Genomic DNA, 17,056 nt, shown 5'->3' with positions numbered 1-17,056 from the left:
CTTACATTTTCCGATCCGGAAGTCAAGAGGCCGGTGGCTGTGACTCTGGGCGGCCGATCGGTCGCCTTGCGCAGATGTGTGCGCGGCTGATCTCCGCCCGTCGCCCGCCTTGCCGGCTTCTTCCAGAAATGCCGCTTTCGGTTGGTTATTCCTCGCATTCCCGTCCCCAGGCGCGGAGGGGGTACCGGAGATGTGCCGGCTGCGTCGGGGGCCGCGCATCCGGGCGCCGGGGTCCCCGCGGGGTAGCTGCAGTGTCGGTGCGGCCCGCCGTGCCGGCGCCCGTGGTCCGGTCCGTCCGTCCCGCCCGCGGTCCGTCCGTCGGCATGGCTTGCTGTTCAGCGCCTGGTAGGCGGGCCGGTTGCCATCGGTCGACCGCCTGCGACCGTTCGGAAGGCGCTTGCTGTCCGCCCGGAGAGCGTCTACATTATCGTCAACTTTCCAGACATGATCGTCGATTTTTTTTCAGGATCATGTCAGTTTTGGTGAACGGGCTCGTCGGCAGGCCGGCGAGGGGCACCGGCCCGACGACCGCGCGCAGCGGCGGCAGACCGGGACCCCGTGAACAGGTGAGCGGTGATGGAGATGCCGAAGGTGAGCGGGTGCCGGCGGGCGCCGACCGAAGCCCGCCCGCACACCCTGGCTCGAGGCGGATGCGGGCGTGGGGTTCGACTACGTCGCCGGACCTGGCACTCGCGGTGCACCAACCCGATGGCCCTGGAGGAGTACCGATGACAGCAGTTCCCCAGCCGAAGCCGGCGGCGGAACCGGTCTGGAGCTCCGGCGCCGACAGTCAGCTCAGGACACAGCGCTGGGACGACGACCTGCCGCGCTCACGCCGCGGGGCCGAGACAAGGGCCCGACTGGTGGAGGCCGCGAAGACCGTCTTTGAGGAGAAAGGCTTCCATGACGCGCGGGTCTCCGACATCGGCGAGCGTGCCGGCCTGACCCACAGCGCCTTCTACCACTACTTCGACTCGAAGGAGGACATCCTCCGGGAGGTGGTCACTGCGATAGATCATGCTCTCAATTCGGGGATGGACGTCATCCTTGATCCTTCTTCCACCGCCACACCGCGGGAGCGCCTCACGAAGGCGATCCGGATCCGTTTCGAGGCACACCGCAAAGAAGCGCGGATCATGAACGTCATCGAGCAGGTGGCGCGGTACAACGAGCCGATCAACGCGCTCTGGAGCGAGCTCTACCAGCGGCACTGCGAGGAGATGGCCGCCTCGATCAAACAGCTCCAGCGACGCGGCCTGGCGGACGCGACCCTGGACCCGGTTATCGCGACCGACGCACTCGCCACGATGACACTGCGGTTCGCCGAACAGTCACTCGTGCAGGACGGCTCGAGATACGACTTCGACGCCGCCGTCGACCAGATCACCAAGATCTTCATCAATGCGCTGCAACTTCGTGACCCCAAGAAGCGCCGCCGGCGCGACGACAGCGGCTAGTACGCCCTGTCCCGGCGCGACCGGCGTCCCGGCTGATCAGCGGACTCCAACCAACGACACCAGCGGGGGACCGTTCCCGCGATCCGATGTCGACACCGCACGCGACTCGGTGTCGAGACCAGATCACCCGCTCTCCCGCACCACCAGACGGCACCCGCCTCGCGTCCCCGGGCGGATACGGACCCACAACCCACCCGCGACGTCACGCCCGCGCAGGTATCTCCTCGGGCGGCGTCGCCGAGAACCTGACGTGGCGGTCTGACCAGGCGTGAGCGCTGCTCCCGGTGTCGGACGGAACGTCGTCCAGCTCCTGTTGTGAAGAGCGTGGGAGAGGCGGGGCGCGGGATGCGGACTCCACCGTCACGCCTACCACCCACCACCACTTACCGGCGTACTACTGCTACACCAGGGCGTACTTCTGCCTGCGGGCGAGAGGAGATCACCGTGACCGCGGTGACCGATGTCAGGTCCGAGTCCAGGATGCTTGTGGACGGCGAGCTCGTCGAAGCCGACTCGGGTAAGCGGTTCGACAACATCAACCCCGCGACCGAACAGTTATTAGGCCAGGTGGCGGACGCCTCCACGGTGGAGATGCGGCGGGCGATCACGGCCGCCCGCCGCGCGTTCGACACAACCGACTGGTCGACGAACCATGCCTTCCGCAAGCTTTGCCTCGAACAGCTGCAGGACGCGCTGGAAAGCGAGCGGGAGGAGCTGCGCGAGGAGCTCATCCTCGAAGTCGGCTGCCCGCGGATGGTGACCAGCGGCCCGCAGCTCGATGATCCCCTGGAGAGCGCGCTTCGTTACCCGGCGAAGCTGATCGACGAGTTCCCCTGGGAGTCGGATCTCCCGGACGGCATGGCGATGGGCGTGCTCAACCGGCGGCGGGTCCGCAAGGAGCCGGCCGGTGTGGTCGGCGCCATCGTGCCGTGGAACTTCCCCTTCGAGGTGGCCCTCAACAAGCTCGGCCAGATCCTCGCCACCGGCAACACGGTGGTGCTCAAGCCCGCTCCGGACACGCCGTGGAACGCCACCCGCATCGGCCGCCTGGTCGCCGAGCGCACGGACATCCCGCCCGGCGTGGTCAATGTCGTCACCTCCTCGGACCACCTGGTGGGCGAGGAACTGACGCTCTCCCCGCAGGTCGACCTGATCTCCTTCACCGGATCGACCACCGTCGGGCAGCGCATCATGGCGAAGGGCGCCGCGACGCTGAAGCGGGTGTTCCTCGAGCTCGGCGGCAAGTCCGCGACGATCGTCCTCGACGACGCGGATTTCCCGAGCGCGCTCATGGCCGGCCTGGGCGTGTGCTACCACGCCGGTCAGGGCTGCGCCGTCCAGACCCGGATGCTGTTGCCGCGGTCGCGCTATGCCGAGGGCGTCGAGGTGCTGAAGGCCGCCTTCGCGGCGGTGCCCTACGGCGACCCGCAGCGCCCGGACGTGATGATGGGCCCGCTGATCTCGGCCAAGCAGCGGGCTCGCGTGCTCGGCTACATCGAGAAGGGGGTGGCGGAGGGCGCCACGCTCGCGCTCGGTGGCGGTCGGCCCGAGCACCTGCCCGCCGGCTGGTATGTCGAGCCCACCTTGTTCATCGATGTGGACAACTCGATGACGATCGCCCAGGAGGAGATCTTCGGGCCGGTTCTCGTGGTGATTCCGTTCGACGATGACGACGATGCCGTCCGGATCGCCAACGAGAGTGTGTACGGACTCAGCGGCGGTGTCTTCTCCGGATCCCTGGAACGGTCGTTCGCCGTGGCCCGCCGGGTGCGCACCGGGGGAATGTGCGTCAACGGCGGCACGCCCTACGGTGCGGACCTGCCCTTCGGGGGCTACAAGCACAGCGGGATCGGCCGGCAGAACGGCACGCCGGGATTCGAGCAGTACCTGGAGACCAAGTCCCTCGCCTGGCCGAAGGCCTAGTCTCGGCCGCCAGATCCCGCAGATCCCGCAAGTGCCAGTGATGCCGGTGGCGCCACTGGCGGCGACGAAAGCCGCCGGACCGTCCTTCCCGCTTCGATACGCGACCTGCGGCCCAGCGGCACGCTCGTAATCAGCGGAACCGCGCAGTCCGCCGCCGACGGCGTGCCCAGACAACCACCGTGACGACTACCCCCGGGAATGCCGGCGCCGAGGCGCGGGGCCGTTCCGGAAAACCCGCTCGCCCCAGTGCAGGAGTAACCGTGTCACTCGCCAGCCATTTAGGTGACGTCTACTATGACCCTTACGACTTCCGGATCGACGCCGACCCCTACCCGGTGTGGCGGCGGATGCGCGACGAGGCGCCGATCTACTACAATGAGAAGTACGAATTCTACGCGCTGAGCCGCTTCGAGGACGTCGAACGCGCCCTGAGCGAATGGGGCACCTTCCTGTCTGGGCGGGGCACCCTCCTGGAGATCATCAAGGCGAACGTCCCCATACCCTCCGGGAACATCCTCTTCGAGGATCCTCCCGTGCACCACGCCCACCGCGGTGTCATGGCCCGTGTGTTCACACCGAAGAAGATGAACGCCGTCGAGTCGAAGGTCCGAGAATTCTGCGGCCGTGCACTAGACCCCTTTATCGGTACCGATGGCTTTGATTTCATCGGGGACCTCGGTACGCACATGGCGATGCGCACGATCGGCTATCTCCTGGGTATTCCGGAGGAGGACCAGGAGGCGATCAGAAGCCTCTTCGACGACAATCTGCGTATCGAGGACCCGGATAACCCGAGGCCACCCGACATCGGCATCGACGGCGCGTTCGTCGACTACATCGAATGGCGGGCGGAACATCCTTCGGACGACCTCATGACGGAACTCATGAACGCGGAGTTCGAGGACGAGACCGGGACCGTCCGCACGCTGACCCGGGATGAGGTGATCGCCTACATCAACCTTCTGGCCGGTGCCGGGAACGAGACGACGGCACGGCTCGTCGGTTGGGTCGGGAAGCTCCTCGGTGAACACGCGGACCAGCGCCGCGAACTCGCCGCGGATCGATCACTGATTCCCAACGCGGTGGAGGAGGTGCTGCGGTACGAAGCGCCCTCCCCGGTACAGGCACGGTACATCGAACGCGAGGTGGAACTGCACGGCCGGACGATACCCGCGGGCAGCGTCGTTCTTCTTCTCAACGGTTCCGCCAACCGGGACGAGCGCCGTTTCCCCGATCCCGACCGTTTCGACATCCACCGCTCCGTGGGTCGCCATCTCGGTTTCGGCTACGGCATCCATCACTGCCTCGGTGCCGCACTGGCCCGCCTCGAGGGCCGGGTGGCGCTGGACGAGGTGCTCCAGCGCTTCCCCGACTGGGAGGTCGACTGGGACAACGCGGTCCAGGCCCGCACCTCGACCGTGCGGGGCTGGGAGAAGATGCCCGTCCGCATCGGCTGACCGACCGTTTCGGCGTCAGAGTCCCTTCGTACCGTTTCGCCGCCGCAGCAGGGGAGAGGGAGAAATGCAGCAGTCGGACATGATCCTGATCAGCATTGACGATCATTCGATCGAGCCTCCGGACATGTACAAGCGGCATGTTCCGGCGAAGTGGCTGGATCAGGCTCCGAAGGTCGTGCGCGGTTCGGAAGGCGCGGATCTCTGGGTGTTCCAGGGCCAGGCGACCGCGACGCCGTTCGGCATGGCGGCGACCGTCGGCTGGCCTCGGGAGGAGTGGGGATTCCATCCCGGCTCGATGTCCGAGATGCGGCCGGGCTGTTTCGACGTCCACGAGCGCGTCCGTGACATGAACGTGAACGGCGTGCTGGCGTCGATGTGCTTCCCGACAATGGCCGGCTTCAACGCCCGGACCTTCAGCGAGGCCGCCGACAAGCAGCTGTCCTTCATCATGCTCCAGGCGTACAACGACTGGCACATCGACGAGTGGTGCGCCACCTACCCCGGCCGGTTCATCCCGCTGGGAATCGTCCCCATGTGGGACGTCGACCTGGCGGTCGCGGAGGTCCGGAGAATCGCTCGGAAGGGGTGCCGCGCGATCAGTTTCCTGGAGGCGCCGCACGGGCAGGGCTGGCCGAGCTTCCTGTCGGGCTACTGGGACCCGATGCTGAAGGCGATCGTCGACGAGGACATGGTGCTCTGCCTGCACATCGGCGGCGCCTGGGACATCGTGCAGCTGGCTCCCGAGGCGCCAGTCGACCATTCCATCGTGATACCGTCGCAGCTGACGATGCTCACCGCGCAGGACCTGCTGTTCGGTCCCACGCTGCGCCGGTTCCCGAAGCTGCGGGTCGCCCTCTCCGAGGGTGGAATCGGCTGGATCCCGTTCTATCTCGACCGTATCGACCGGCATTTTCAGAACCAGACCTGGATCGACGGCGACTTCGGCGGGAAGCTTCCGTCCGAGGTCTTCCGCGAGCACTTCCTGGCGTGTTTCATCACCGACCCCGCCGGCCTCAAGATGCGGCACGATATCGGCGTCGACGTGATCGCCTGGGAGTGCGACTACCCGCACACCGACACGACCTGGCCGGAGTCGCCGGAGTTCGTGTGGAACGAGCTGCAGACCGCCGGCGTCCCGGATGCCGAGATTCACCAGATCACCTGGGAGAACAGCGCCCGCTTCTTCAACTGGGACCCTTTCAGTCACGTCCCGAAGGAGCAGGCGACGGTGGGGGCGCTGCGCGCGCAGGCGGCTGACGTGGACGTGACGCGGATGTCGCGCGCGGAATGGCGCCGGCGCAACGAGGCCGCCGGAGTGGGCCGGGTGGAGGCCGACGGGCTCCAGGACGTGGGCGGGCCTCGATGACCGGTGTCATGGAGGGCGTCCGCATCCTCGAGGTCGCCGAGCACACCTTCGTGCCGGCGGCGTCGGCCCTGCTGGCCGACTGGGGCGCGGAGGTCATCAAGATCGAGCACGTCGAGCGCGGCGACGCCATGCGCGGGCTCGCCTCGGCCGGGGTGGCTGCGGTGCCGGCGGACGTCCACGTGCTGCTGGAGCACTCCAACCGCGGGAAGCGCAGCCTGGGCCTCGACCTGACCTCCGCCGAGGGTCGCGATCTGCTCTACCGGCTGGCCGCGACGTCCGACGTGTTCCTCACCAACAAGCTGCCGAAGGTGCGGGCGAAGCTGCAGATCGACGTGGAGTCGATCCGCGAGCACAACCCGCGCATCATCTACGTGCGCGGCACCGGCCAGGGCGAGCGTGGCCCCGACGCCGACCGGGGGTCCTACGACTCGCTCGCGTTCTGGGCCCGCGCCGGGATCGCGTCGGGCCTGACCCGTCCGGAGTACGGCCATGTGCCGAGCCCGCCGGCTCCGGGCTTCGGGGACTCGATCGGCGCGATGACGATCGCCGGCGGCATCATGGGCGCTCTGTTCCACCGGGAGCGGACCGGTGTCGCCAGCATCGTGGACGTGTCCCTGCTCGGCACCGGCCTGTGGGCCATGGGCCAGGCACTCGGGCTCTCGCTGGTGCTGAACATGCCGTGGGAGCCGCTGCCGCTGAACGCGATGGCCAACCCGCTCGTCGGCAACTACCTCACCAAGGACGGGCGCTGGCTGGCGTTCTCCTGCCTGCAGGCGGGCAGGTACTGGCCGCCGATGTGCGAGGGGATCGGGCGCCCGGAGCTGGCGGTCGACCCCCGGTTCGCCGACCACGCGGCGCTGCGGGACAACAGCACCGAGGCGATCGCCCTGCTGCGTGAGGCCTTCGCGGAGCGCACGCTCGAGGAGTGGCGGTCGCGGCTGGCCGGCTTCGTCGGCCAGTGGGCGGTCGTGCAGGACACGCAGGAGGTCGCGGTCGACCCCCAGTCCGTCGCGAACGGCTACATCCAGGACCTCGAGACGGCGGCCGGCGTGCCGTTCCAGCTGGCCGCAGCGCCGGTGCAGTTCGACGAGAGGCCATCGGCCACCCGCCGGGCACCGCAGTTCAACGAGCACGGTGACGAGATCCTCGCGGAGCTCGGGCTCGACTGGGACACGGTCGTGGACCTCAAGGTCCGCGGCGTCGTCGCGTAGCGACCACCCGGGCCGTCCGCGCACCGACCATCCGACTGAGTAACTAGGAGAGACTGACATGACCTTGTTCGACGCCTTCCGGTACGACGGGAAGCGGGTCCTCGTCGTCGGCGGCGCGACCGGCATGGGTGCGGCCACCGCCGAGCTGGCGCAGAGCGCCGGCGCCGAGGTCGTGGTTATGGACTACGCCGAGGTCACGCTGCCGGGCGCCAAGTCCATCCACGTCAACCTGGCGGACGCGGCGTCGATCGACGCGGCCGTCGAGCAGGTCGGAGGGCCGGTCCACGCGCTGTTCTCCGCCGCCGGTGTCGCCGACGGCACGGCCGGCATCGAGCGGATCAACTTCATCGGCCACCGGTACCTGATCGACCGGCTGCTGGCCGGGGGACTGCTGCCCCGCGGCTCGGCCATCGGCTTCATCTCGTCGGCGGCCGGCCTCGGCTGGGAGGGCAACCTCCCGCTGCTCAAGGAATTCCTCGATATCACCGACTTCGACGCGGCGACACAGTGGGTCCACGAGCATGGCAAGGCCGACTACATGTGGAGCAAGCAGGCGGTCTGCGCCTACGTGGCTCGCGAGTCGTTCGCGCTGCAGAAGCAGGGCATCCGCGTCAACGCCATCTGCCCCGGCCCGACCGACACCCCCCTGGCGCAGGCCAACAAGGAGATGTGGCTCGGCTTCGGCGCCGACTACCGGGCCGAGATCGGCATCGAGGCGGCGACGTCGCTCGAGCAGGCCTACCCGCTGCTGTTCCTCTGCAGTGACGCCGCCGCGGCGATCAGCGGGATCACCGTCGTCACTGACGCGGGCTACTGCAGCGCCGGCATCACGGGGTCGTACCCGGCTGCGGAGCAGAACGTGCGCTTCTTCTTCGGCCGGTAGGACCGACCGGCCCCGGCGGTGCCGCCAGCGACCTGGAGGAAAACCCGACATGCTGTTGGAACTGAGCTCCGACCAGGAGATCTTTCGGGATACCACCGCGAGATTCCTGACCAGTCGGGTGCCGATCAGCGAGGTCCGGAGTCTCCGGAACCACCCCGCCGGCTTCGATCCCGACTACTGGCGCGAGGGCGCCGAGCTCGGGTGGACGTCGCTGCTGGTCAGCGAGGAACACGGCGGTGGCTCGGTCGGCGGCGGGGGGCTGGTGGACCTCACCACGATCGCCCATGAGTTCGGCGTGCACGCCGCGCCGGGACCGCTGGTCCCGACGAACGTGGTCGCCGGGACGCTGAGCACCTTCGGTGGCGAGGCGCACCGTCCCGTCCTCGAGTCGCTGCTGGCCGGCACATCGGTCGCGGCGTGGTGCTTCGGCCCGGCCGTCGACACCGACGGCCGCGGCCCCGCGGGCCCGCGCTGCCGGATCGCCGACGGCGAGGTCGTCCTCGACGGCGTCCAGCGTCCCGTCGAGGCGGCGGGCCAGGCGCACCACATCCTGGTCACGGCCCGGGCCGAGGGTGGGCTCACGCAGATCCTCGTCCCGACCGACACCGCCGGGGTGTCGATCGAGCCGATGCGCACGGCGGACCTGACCCGCCGTTTCGCGGCGGTGACGTTCGACGGCGTCCGGCTCCCGGTCGAGGCCCTCGTGGGAGAGTCGGGCGACGCCGACGAGCTCCTCGAGTACCAGCTCCAGCTCGCCGTGGTGATAGGCAACGCCGAGGCGGTGGGCGCCCTGCAGACCGCCTTCGACATGACGCTGCAATGGGCGTTCGACCGTTACTCGTTCGGTCGCCCGCTGGCCTCCTACCAGGAGCTCAAGCACCGCTTCGCCGACCAGAAGACGTGGCTGGAAGCCTGCCACGCCGTCAACGACGCCGCCGCGGCGGCGGTCGACGACCGGTCGCTCGACGCGAAGGAGCTGGTCAGCGCCGCAAAGGCGTTCATCGGTGACTACGGCTCCGAGCTGGTCCAGGACTGCGTGCAGATCCACGGTGGGATCGGCGTTACCTTCGAGCACGATCTGCACCTCTACCTGCGCCGGGTAACCGTGAACCGGGCCCTGTACGGCACGCCGGCCGACCATCGCCAACGCATCGCCACCGTGCTCGAGAACCGGAAGGAGCGGGTATGACCGACGCCATCGAGGACGTCGAGAGTTTCCGGCTGCGTGCCCGCACCTGGATCCGCGCGAACCTCCGCCCGCTGGAGCCACACGAGACACTCGCGCCCACCCTCGCGTTACCGGTCCAGACCGAGGAGGAGGAACACGCCGCGCTCGCCCGGGAGCGTGAGCTCCAGCGCATGATCTTCGACGCCGGCCTCGCCGGGATCGGCTTCCCCCGGGAGTACGGCGGGCAGGGCCTGACGACGGACCATCAGCGCGCGTTCAACGCCGAGATCGTGGGCTACGAATACCCGGCGCGGCTGCAGGCGCCGACGTTCTCGCCCTGCGGTGCCGTGCTGCTGGACTTCGGCACCGAGGAGCAGAAGCGCCGGCACATCCCCGCCATTCTCAAGGGCGAGGAGATCTGGATGCAGCTGCTGTCCGAGCCCAGCGGCGGGTCGGACGTCGCGGCCGCCCTCACCAGCGCCGTCCGTGACGGCGACGACTGGATCCTGAACGGCTCGAAGGTCTGGACGACCGGTGCCTCGACCGCCGACTGGGGCCTGTGCCTGGCCCGGACGAACTGGGACGTCCCGAAGCACCGCGGCCTGACCGTGTTCATCCTGCCGATCCACCAGCCGGGCATCGAGGTGCACCGCATCGAGATGCTGAACGGCTCGACCGAGTTCTGCCAGGAGTTCCTCACCGACGTCCGGGTCCCGGACAGCGACCGTATCGGCGACGTCGACGGCGGCTGGACGGTCGGCACCCGGTGGATGTTCCACGAGCGGATGCTCTTCAACTCGCCGTTCGTCAGCATCCCGGTGGGAACCTCGCCCGGCGAGGTCGGTGCCGCCTCCATCGTCAACGTCGCCCGGGACGCCGGGCGGTTCGACGACCGCTGCGTCCGGGACCTCCTCGGCGAGGCCCACATGCTGGAGCTCGTCGGCCAGACGCTGCGGCGCCGGATCGGCCGCGGTGTCGCCGCGGGCCGGATCTCCGAGCAGTCCGCCGCGATCACCCGCCTGTTCGCGGGTGTCTCCTCCGCGCGGAAGGCCACCATCGCGTTCGAGATCGCGGGCCCCGCGGGCGCGGCCTGGACGGCGGACGACGGTGCGGCGGCGAACTGCGGCGACGACTTCCTGATGCGGCAGACGTCGTGCATCGGTGGCGGCACCACGGAGATGGCCCGTAACGTGATCAGTGAGCGGGTGCTCGGCATGCCCCGCGAGCGCACACCCGACCGTGACCGACCCTTCCGCGACGTACCACGTAGCGCATCGAACCGCGCCTGACCGGAATCCCGGCCGGAGCGGTTCGCCAAGCGCTTCACGCCTATGGGACTCCAAATTCGGGTTCGGCACCTCGGCTGACGGAACCGCCACGCCGCCTACAAGTAATTCCGCACGGGCCCAGTAGGTTCGACGCCTCTGCCGCGACGCGCCCGGAAGCACGCGCCACGTGCGTGGATTCTACTGGGGTGCGATTCCCCCAGGTCACCCGACCAGGTCTGGCGGTTACGTCGCCGAAAAGAACGCGAAGTCCTCCAGGAGATGCTGGTGGCGGGCGCGCACCATGCCCTCCATCTCCGGATGTGTGATGATGTATGTACGGTTACCACGGATGCCCCGCACGACAATCGGCCCCACGGCCTCGTCCGACATCATGCTCAGCAGCAGGTCCGACGGCAGCTCACGACCCGCCATCGGATCGGGCGCCGGTCCACCGAACCGCTCCGGGCGGTGCCGGGCAGACGTCGAGACCAAGTTGGTTGCCACCGCTCCGGGACAGAGCACCGACACCCCGATATCTTCGGACGCGAGCTCGTACCGCAGCATCTCGCCGTACCCGAGAACAGCGTGCTTCAACGTGGTGTACACGCCGGTGTCCGTGCCGCCCGTCTGCTCCGCGGGTAACGCCAGCAGGCCGGCCATTGACGATGTAAGCACGATGTGCGATTCGTCGTCGTGTCCACGCAGAAGCGGTAGAAACGCCTGGACTACGCGCACGGCTGCTATGAGGTGGAACTCGACGAACCACGCCCACAGTTGCTCGCTGGCCGTGGTGAGTGGAGCGTTGGTGTGGACGCCGACCGTGTTCACGAGCACATGCACGCCGCCCAGATCGCGTGCTGCGCCGGCCGCGAGTTCCGCTAACGAGTCGCGATCGGTCGCGTCCACGCGTGAAGCGTACGCGTCGCCACCGCGCCGCACGATCTCGTCGCGTACTGCTCCCGCGCTGCCGGAGTCGATGTCAGCGACGACGACTCGCATGCCCTCACCGGCGAGACCTAAAGCAATCCCGCGACCGATTCCGCTCCCGCCGCCGACAACCACTGCGCCGCGTCCATCTAGCTTGTCCATAGCTGCCCGCCTCTTGTGTCACGCCGGCCCAGGAGGCCACACATTCATGCGGCGCCCCGGCGGCATTTTCTCCAGTGTTCTGGGTAGGCCCCTCTTCTGCAGGACCGCGGTCCCAGTCTTGCGTTCGTGCCTTTCATGGGTGTTGCGCCCGTCAGGCCGACGAAAACGTACATCCGTCCCGGCTGGATCGTGCGCGAAGTGCCTTCCTTGACTATCACAAGCCCTTGGCGAGTGAGAGGAATTTATGCGCACTGACGGCAAGGTCGAGCGTCGACCGTTACCGCAGGCGAGCAGGCATGCCTCGTCTCGCCGAACCCCCGCCTTGGCCATTGCTGCCCCGCCGCGGGGATGATCTCTCGAGGACCGCTGGCGCGATGATGTAGCCCCACCTCCACCCTGTTATCGATCTTGGCTCTGGCGTGGCCAGCCAGACGGACATGCCCGGCTCCGCGGACGGTCCGGTGACCGAATCCACCTCTTGCGGATCTCGGACAGTTTGTATACAACCATGCCTGAGAGGTGTATACAACAGTTGGCAAGGGGGAGGGTGCGGTCGCAGGCACGCAGGTCCGTTCATCCGAAGGTCGGTCGCCCAGGAGGTACGTCGGGATGATGACCCAAGCTCAAGGTGAGGCGGCCTATGAGCAGCCGCCGTGAGCTCGGCATCAACCGGTCGGTACCGCGCCGGACGCACCGGTGCGGCGGTCTCGCCAGGGCCGAGCGCCCGCACGGCCGGCGTCCGCATCACCCGTCGGGGCCGAGATCCACGGATCAGCCGGTCGTGGATCGAGGGTCCCGTATCGGCAACTCCCAAGGGGTCGAGTGATCCCACCTGTGGGCGGCTTGCCCCGGTCCCGGGGCTCCCTCTACGGCCTCGACTACGAGGCCGACTGACTCGACGTAAGCCGGCGTGGCGAACGTGAGGTGTGTATGACGAAGCAGAAGCTCATCATCGAGGTCCGGATCAACGAGGGAACGACTAGGGACATCAGTCCACACGTTCCCTACAGCCCTGAGGAGATCGCTAGCCAGGCAGTCGAGTGCTGGCAGCAGGGTGCGTCACTCGTGCATTACCACGCCCGGGATCCCGAGACGGGTGCGCAGTCTGCTGATGTGGATCTGTACGCGGACGTGGTGCGGCGGATCAAGCAGGAGAGTGATCTCATCACGTTTCCGACGTTGGGCGCGAGCATGTTGCCGACCGCTGAGGAGCGTGTGGGGCACATCGTCGAGATGGCGAAGGATCCGGCGACCAGGCCCGACTGCGTCCCAGTCGACATGCTGACCACCAACCTGGACCGGTACGACTCGCAGCGCAGAGCGTTCATCAGCAACGATCGAGTCTATTTGAACACGACGAAGATGCTCACGCATGTCTGCGAGACCGTGAGCGCTGTCGGGGTGCAGCCGGTATCCATGATATGGAACATCGCTGGGGTTCGGCTCACCGAGGCGTTCCTCGAGATGGGACTGTACAAGGAGCCGCTGTTCTGTGAGCTGACGTTGTTCGCGGACCCGTTCGTCAGTTACGGACATCCGGCAACGATCAGGGGGCTGCACGCGCTCCTCGACTTCTTTCCGGCGCAGGCGAACTGGCCCTGGTTCCTAAGTGTGATCGGCGGCAATGCGTTTCCGGCGCTCGCAGGCGCGATCGAATCCGGCGGCCACGTCGCCATCGGCGTCGCCGACCATTCATACCAGGAACTTGGCGTGCCCACGAACGCCGAGCTCGTCGCGCGTGTCGTCGAGATGGCTCGAAGCATGGGCCGGGAGGTCGCCACACCGGCCGAGGCCCGTGAGATGCTCGGACTGCCCGGATACGAGAGTTAGTCCTCGGCATTGTCGTCAAGTTTCGTGTACAGCGCGGCCGGGTACCGCGCGAGCCGTATCCGCTCCGAGCCCCGGCGTCAGCAGAGTCCGCCTGGCGAACGGGTGCGCGTGTTCTGACATCGTCAGCTAAAGGAGGTCGGTATCCATGGGTGTAGAAACTACGCCGGCGCAGAGACTCTCGACAGTCGGCAGTATCAGATTCGAGAAGGTGACGGGGAACATCGGTGCGATCGTCCACGGTGTCGACGTCCACGTTGCCCACGGCGACGAGGTGGCGTCGGTGCTGCTGCGATCGTTGCATGAACACGGCGTGCTGTTCTTCCATTCGGACACGGCGATCAGCAGCGAGCAGTTCTCGGGGTTTTCCTCGGTCTTTGGTGAGCAATATGTCTATCCCTATGGGAAAGGGCCTGGCCAATTCGTAACCGAGGAGGGCGCCGACGCGGTGCGACTCCGGACGAGCTACTGGCACACGGACGGGAGTCCTCAGGAGAAGCCCCCCCAAGCCGCGCTCTTATGTGCGGTGGAGGTCCCGGCCTTCGGTGGTGACACCATGTGGGCAAGCATGACCGCGGCATTCGACGCCCTATCGTCCCGATACCAGCGGCTGTTCGAAGGCATGGAGGCTGTGCACAGCACCGCCACGGTGGCACGGTACCACGACGCCTTCGGCCAGGGGGAAAGCCACGCGCATCCTGTCGTGATCACCGATCCGGTGACTCGGCGGAAGGCTCTTTACGTCAACTCGGTTTACACGGAGCGGCTCGTCGGGATGAGCGAGCGGGAGAACGAGACGCTCCTGCGGATGCTGTACGAACACGTCAATACGCCGGAGTTCCACGTCCGTCTGCGTTGGCAGCCGAACATGATCGCAGTGTGGGAAGAGCGGGTTACGCAACATCGTGCGGTCGCCGACTACGCGGAACGTCGGGTCCTGCGCCGCATCACCATCACTGGCGACCGTCCGAAGGCCTGACTGCGTTCAGAGCGCTTAGCCAGCGTCTGCGACGCCGACCCGTTTCGCGTGCCAGCCAGCCAGCGGTGCTGCCTGTGAGCCCGCCGAGGTATGGGAATTAGGTTTTGTTCATGATGAGTCAGGGAGAACGACGGGCCGTTCATGGCCGCGTACTTGAGTCGTTGTGTGCTGGTGACGAGGGTACCGGTCCCGATGCACCGGTCTACGGAGGTGAGTAATGGGCATGCTTGACGGGAAGGTGGCGGTGATAACCGGCGCTGGATCGGGGATAGCGAAGGCGTCTACAAAGCTCTTCGTGCAGGAGGGTGCCAAGGTGGTGGCCGTCGATATAAGTGGTGCGGAGAAGGAGACTGCGGCCGAAGTCGGCGAAAATGTCCTTCCCTTCCACTGCGACGTCTCCGACGAGACGGGCGTTGCTGCGATGTTCGAGGCCACTATCAAGGAGTTCGGACGCGTCGATGCCGTGCTGAACGTGGCCGGTACCCACGGTACCCGGCCACCTGAGGTCGTCGCCGTCGCCGAGTTCGAGAAGATGACCCAGGTGAATCTGCGTGGCGTGCTCATTATGACCGAACATGCGATTCCAGCGATGCTCCGCTCAGGCGGCGGCAGCATCGTCAACTTCTCCTCGATCTCAGCGGTCAACGTCCAGAGCCGGACGTCAATCATGTATGCTGCCGCGAAAGCCGGCACCCATGCCCTCACCAAGGCGGTGGCCGTCGAGTACGGTCCCATGGGCATCCGGGCAAACGTCATCGCACCTGGATTTACGCTCACCGATATCATGAAAGGGCCGCCTGAGTTGCTGCGCGAGATGAGCTCGAAGGCTGCACTCAAACGGGGCGGTCAACCGCGGGAGCTGGCCGAGGTAGCGGCTTTTCTGGCCTCGGACCGCGCCTCCTTCGTGACCGGAGTCATCATTCCAGTCGATGGTGGCTGGTCGGCGCGACTGGCCTAGTGAACCGAGAGGAGGACTCCGTCTTCCTCTCGGTTCGAGGGTTCGGGTTTCCGGACGCTTCGGCGGAACGACCTGCTGTCAGCCGGTGGATGACAGACAAGAAGGCATGAAGGAGGTCGTACCTGAACCGATCCGGCGCGGCCTCCTGCCGCGTCTTCGGCGTCGCCCGACAGCGCTTCGTCAGAAGGACTTGTATACGCCGGCGGGTCGATGATTGTATACGTGAATGATCGAGGGTGGAGCACCCGATGGTGGGGCGATCGCCACACGGATGCTGCGGTGCGGTCATGCCCGATGTCGCGGCTCGTCACCCCGACAGACATGCACGAGGCTCCCGCCTCTCAGCCGCTTCGCGTGTCGCCGTCTGGCGGTGGTGCACCGGTCGTAGGAGGAGGAACATGACGACGGATCGAACGGCGGGCATCTCGGGACAGGTGTGGCGCCGGTTATACGAGCTGATGACGCTCATGAAGGCGGCCGACGACCGGCTGAGCAGGGGGATCGCGTCGGGTGAGCTGCAGTGCGTGTACTGGCCTCCTCGTGGTCAGGAGGCGATTGCCGCGGCGATGGGGGTGTGTCTTCGGTCGGACGATCAGTTGGTCACGACCTATCGGGGGTTGCATGACCTGATCGGCAAGGGTGTGCCGTTGGTGGAGATCTACGGAGAGATGCTGGGCCGGCAGGTGGGATCGGGCCGGGGTAAGGGCGGGACGATGCACATTGCCCGCCCCGACTCAGGCGTCATGTTGTCGACGGGGATTGTGGGATCCGGGCCGCCGGTCGCGGTGGGGATGGCCATGGCGGCGCGGCGCAAGGGCCTGGATCGGGTGACGGCCGTGAGTTTCGGTGACGGGGCGACGAACACCGGCTCGTTTCACGAGGCGGCGAACATGGCGGCGCTGTGGGATCTGCCGTTGGTGCTGGTGTGCCAGAACAACCAGTACGGCGAGATGACGCCAACTGAGCACACGATGAAGATCGCCCAGGTCGCGGACCGGGCGGGCGGGTACGGGATGCCGGGTGTCCGCGTCGACGGCAACGACCCTCTCGCCGTCCTTGCCGTGTTGACGCAGGCCGTGGAGCGGGCGAGGAGCGGAGGGGGCCCGACGCTGGTGGAGTGCGTGACGTTCCGGTTCCGTGGTCACTACTTCGGGGATCCCATGGCGTACATCCCAGCCGAACGGATGGCCGCCGCTGTCGAGGCTGATCCGATCCCGCGGTTCCGGTCGCGCCTGCTGGAGACGGGGGTCTGCGATGAGCACGAGCTCGACGAGATCGAGGCGGCCGCCGTCGCGGCGGTCGAGGAGGCGTTGACCGCGGTCCTGGCGGCGCCGGTCGCGGCACTCGACGAGCTGGATCGTGACGTGTACGCCGACCCGCGGAACTGCCCCGCCTAGACCCATATCCCGCTGGCGTCACGGTAAGAGCGGCTCCGGGCAATGCCGGCCTCGTGATGACTGTTCGCCTTCT

13 protein-coding genes are annotated in these 17,056 nt (G+C 67.2%); 12 read left to right on the top strand and 1 reads right to left on the bottom strand.

The window, feature by feature from the left end; translation table 11 throughout:
* Window positions 1-728 precede the first annotated feature (728 nt).
* The 8 genes from FRANEAN1_RS23075 to FRANEAN1_RS23040 all read left to right on the top strand — a co-directional run bounded on the left by FRANEAN1_RS23075 (window position 729) and on the right by FRANEAN1_RS23040 (window position 10,754).
* Entirely contained in the window at window positions 729-1,457 is a 729-nt protein-coding gene (locus tag FRANEAN1_RS23075; protein ID WP_020462223.1) for a TetR/AcrR family transcriptional regulator, read from the top strand.
* A 480-nt stretch (window positions 1,458-1,937) separates the two neighbouring features.
* Entirely contained in the window at window positions 1,938-3,380 is a 1,443-nt protein-coding gene (locus FRANEAN1_RS23070) for an aldehyde dehydrogenase family protein (protein ID WP_198145661.1), read from the top strand.
* 260 nt (window positions 3,381-3,640) lie between these two features.
* Window positions 3,641-4,837, top strand: coding sequence for a cytochrome P450 (locus FRANEAN1_RS23065; RefSeq protein ID WP_020462221.1), 1,197 nt, complete (start codon window positions 3,641-3,643; stop codon window positions 4,835-4,837).
* Between the two features lie 64 nt (window positions 4,838-4,901).
* Window positions 4,902-6,203, top strand: coding sequence for an amidohydrolase family protein (locus FRANEAN1_RS23060; protein ID WP_020462220.1), 1,302 nt, complete (start codon window positions 4,902-4,904; stop codon window positions 6,201-6,203).
* Entirely contained in the window at window positions 6,200-7,414 is a 1,215-nt protein-coding gene (locus FRANEAN1_RS23055; RefSeq protein WP_020462219.1) for a CoA transferase, read from the top strand. Before FRANEAN1_RS23060 ends, FRANEAN1_RS23055 begins: the two co-directional genes overlap by 4 nt.
* Window positions 7,415-7,472: 58 nt before the next feature.
* Window positions 7,473-8,297 (top strand): SDR family oxidoreductase, encoded by an 825-nt coding sequence (locus FRANEAN1_RS23050; protein WP_020462218.1) that lies wholly within the window; start codon window positions 7,473-7,475, stop codon window positions 8,295-8,297.
* Window positions 8,298-8,346: 49 nt separating this feature from the next.
* Complete coding sequence (locus FRANEAN1_RS23045; protein WP_020462217.1) at window positions 8,347-9,486, top strand: acyl-CoA dehydrogenase family protein; 1,140 nt, start codon at window positions 8,347-8,349, stop codon at window positions 9,484-9,486.
* Window positions 9,483-10,754, top strand: coding sequence for an acyl-CoA dehydrogenase family protein (locus FRANEAN1_RS23040; RefSeq protein ID WP_020462216.1), 1,272 nt, complete (start codon window positions 9,483-9,485; stop codon window positions 10,752-10,754). The genes FRANEAN1_RS23045 and FRANEAN1_RS23040 overlap by 4 nt, the downstream gene beginning before the upstream one ends.
* A 222-nt stretch (window positions 10,755-10,976) precedes the next feature.
* Here the strand turns inward: FRANEAN1_RS23040 and FRANEAN1_RS23035 are convergent, their stop codons facing one another.
* Window positions 10,977-11,795 carry an SDR family NAD(P)-dependent oxidoreductase gene (locus FRANEAN1_RS23035; protein WP_347176720.1) on the bottom strand — a complete coding sequence of 273 codons (819 nt, stop codon included), beginning with the start codon at window positions 11,793-11,795 and terminating at the stop codon, window positions 10,977-10,979.
* A gap of 957 nt (window positions 11,796-12,752) precedes the next feature.
* On the opposite strand from FRANEAN1_RS23035, the gene FRANEAN1_RS23030 reads away from it, so the two are divergent.
* From FRANEAN1_RS23030 to FRANEAN1_RS23015, 4 genes are all read left to right on the top strand, one after another.
* On the top strand, window positions 12,753-13,652 hold the full coding sequence (locus FRANEAN1_RS23030) for a 3-keto-5-aminohexanoate cleavage protein (RefSeq protein ID WP_020462214.1): 900 nt from the start codon (window positions 12,753-12,755) through the stop codon (window positions 13,650-13,652).
* A gap of 145 nt (window positions 13,653-13,797) precedes the next feature.
* Window positions 13,798-14,628: a TauD/TfdA family dioxygenase gene (locus FRANEAN1_RS23025; RefSeq protein WP_020462213.1), complete on the top strand. Its 831-nt coding sequence runs from the start codon at window positions 13,798-13,800 to the stop codon at window positions 14,626-14,628.
* 217 nt (window positions 14,629-14,845) lie between these two features.
* Entirely contained in the window at window positions 14,846-15,586 is a 741-nt protein-coding gene (locus FRANEAN1_RS23020) for an SDR family oxidoreductase (protein WP_041254633.1), read from the top strand.
* A gap of 398 nt (window positions 15,587-15,984) precedes the next feature.
* Window positions 15,985-16,983 carry a thiamine pyrophosphate-dependent dehydrogenase E1 component subunit alpha gene (locus tag FRANEAN1_RS23015; RefSeq protein ID WP_020462211.1) on the top strand — a complete coding sequence of 333 codons (999 nt, stop codon included), beginning with the start codon at window positions 15,985-15,987 and terminating at the stop codon, window positions 16,981-16,983.
* The last annotated feature ends 73 nt before the right edge of the window (window positions 16,984-17,056 follow it).

This window comes from Parafrankia sp. EAN1pec, assembly GCF_000018005.1.
GTDB lineage: Bacteria > Actinomycetota > Actinomycetes > Frankiales > Frankiaceae > Parafrankia > Parafrankia soli.
The sequence above is the reverse complement of the archived record's forward strand: the minus strand, read 5'-3'. Positions and strand labels throughout refer to the sequence as shown.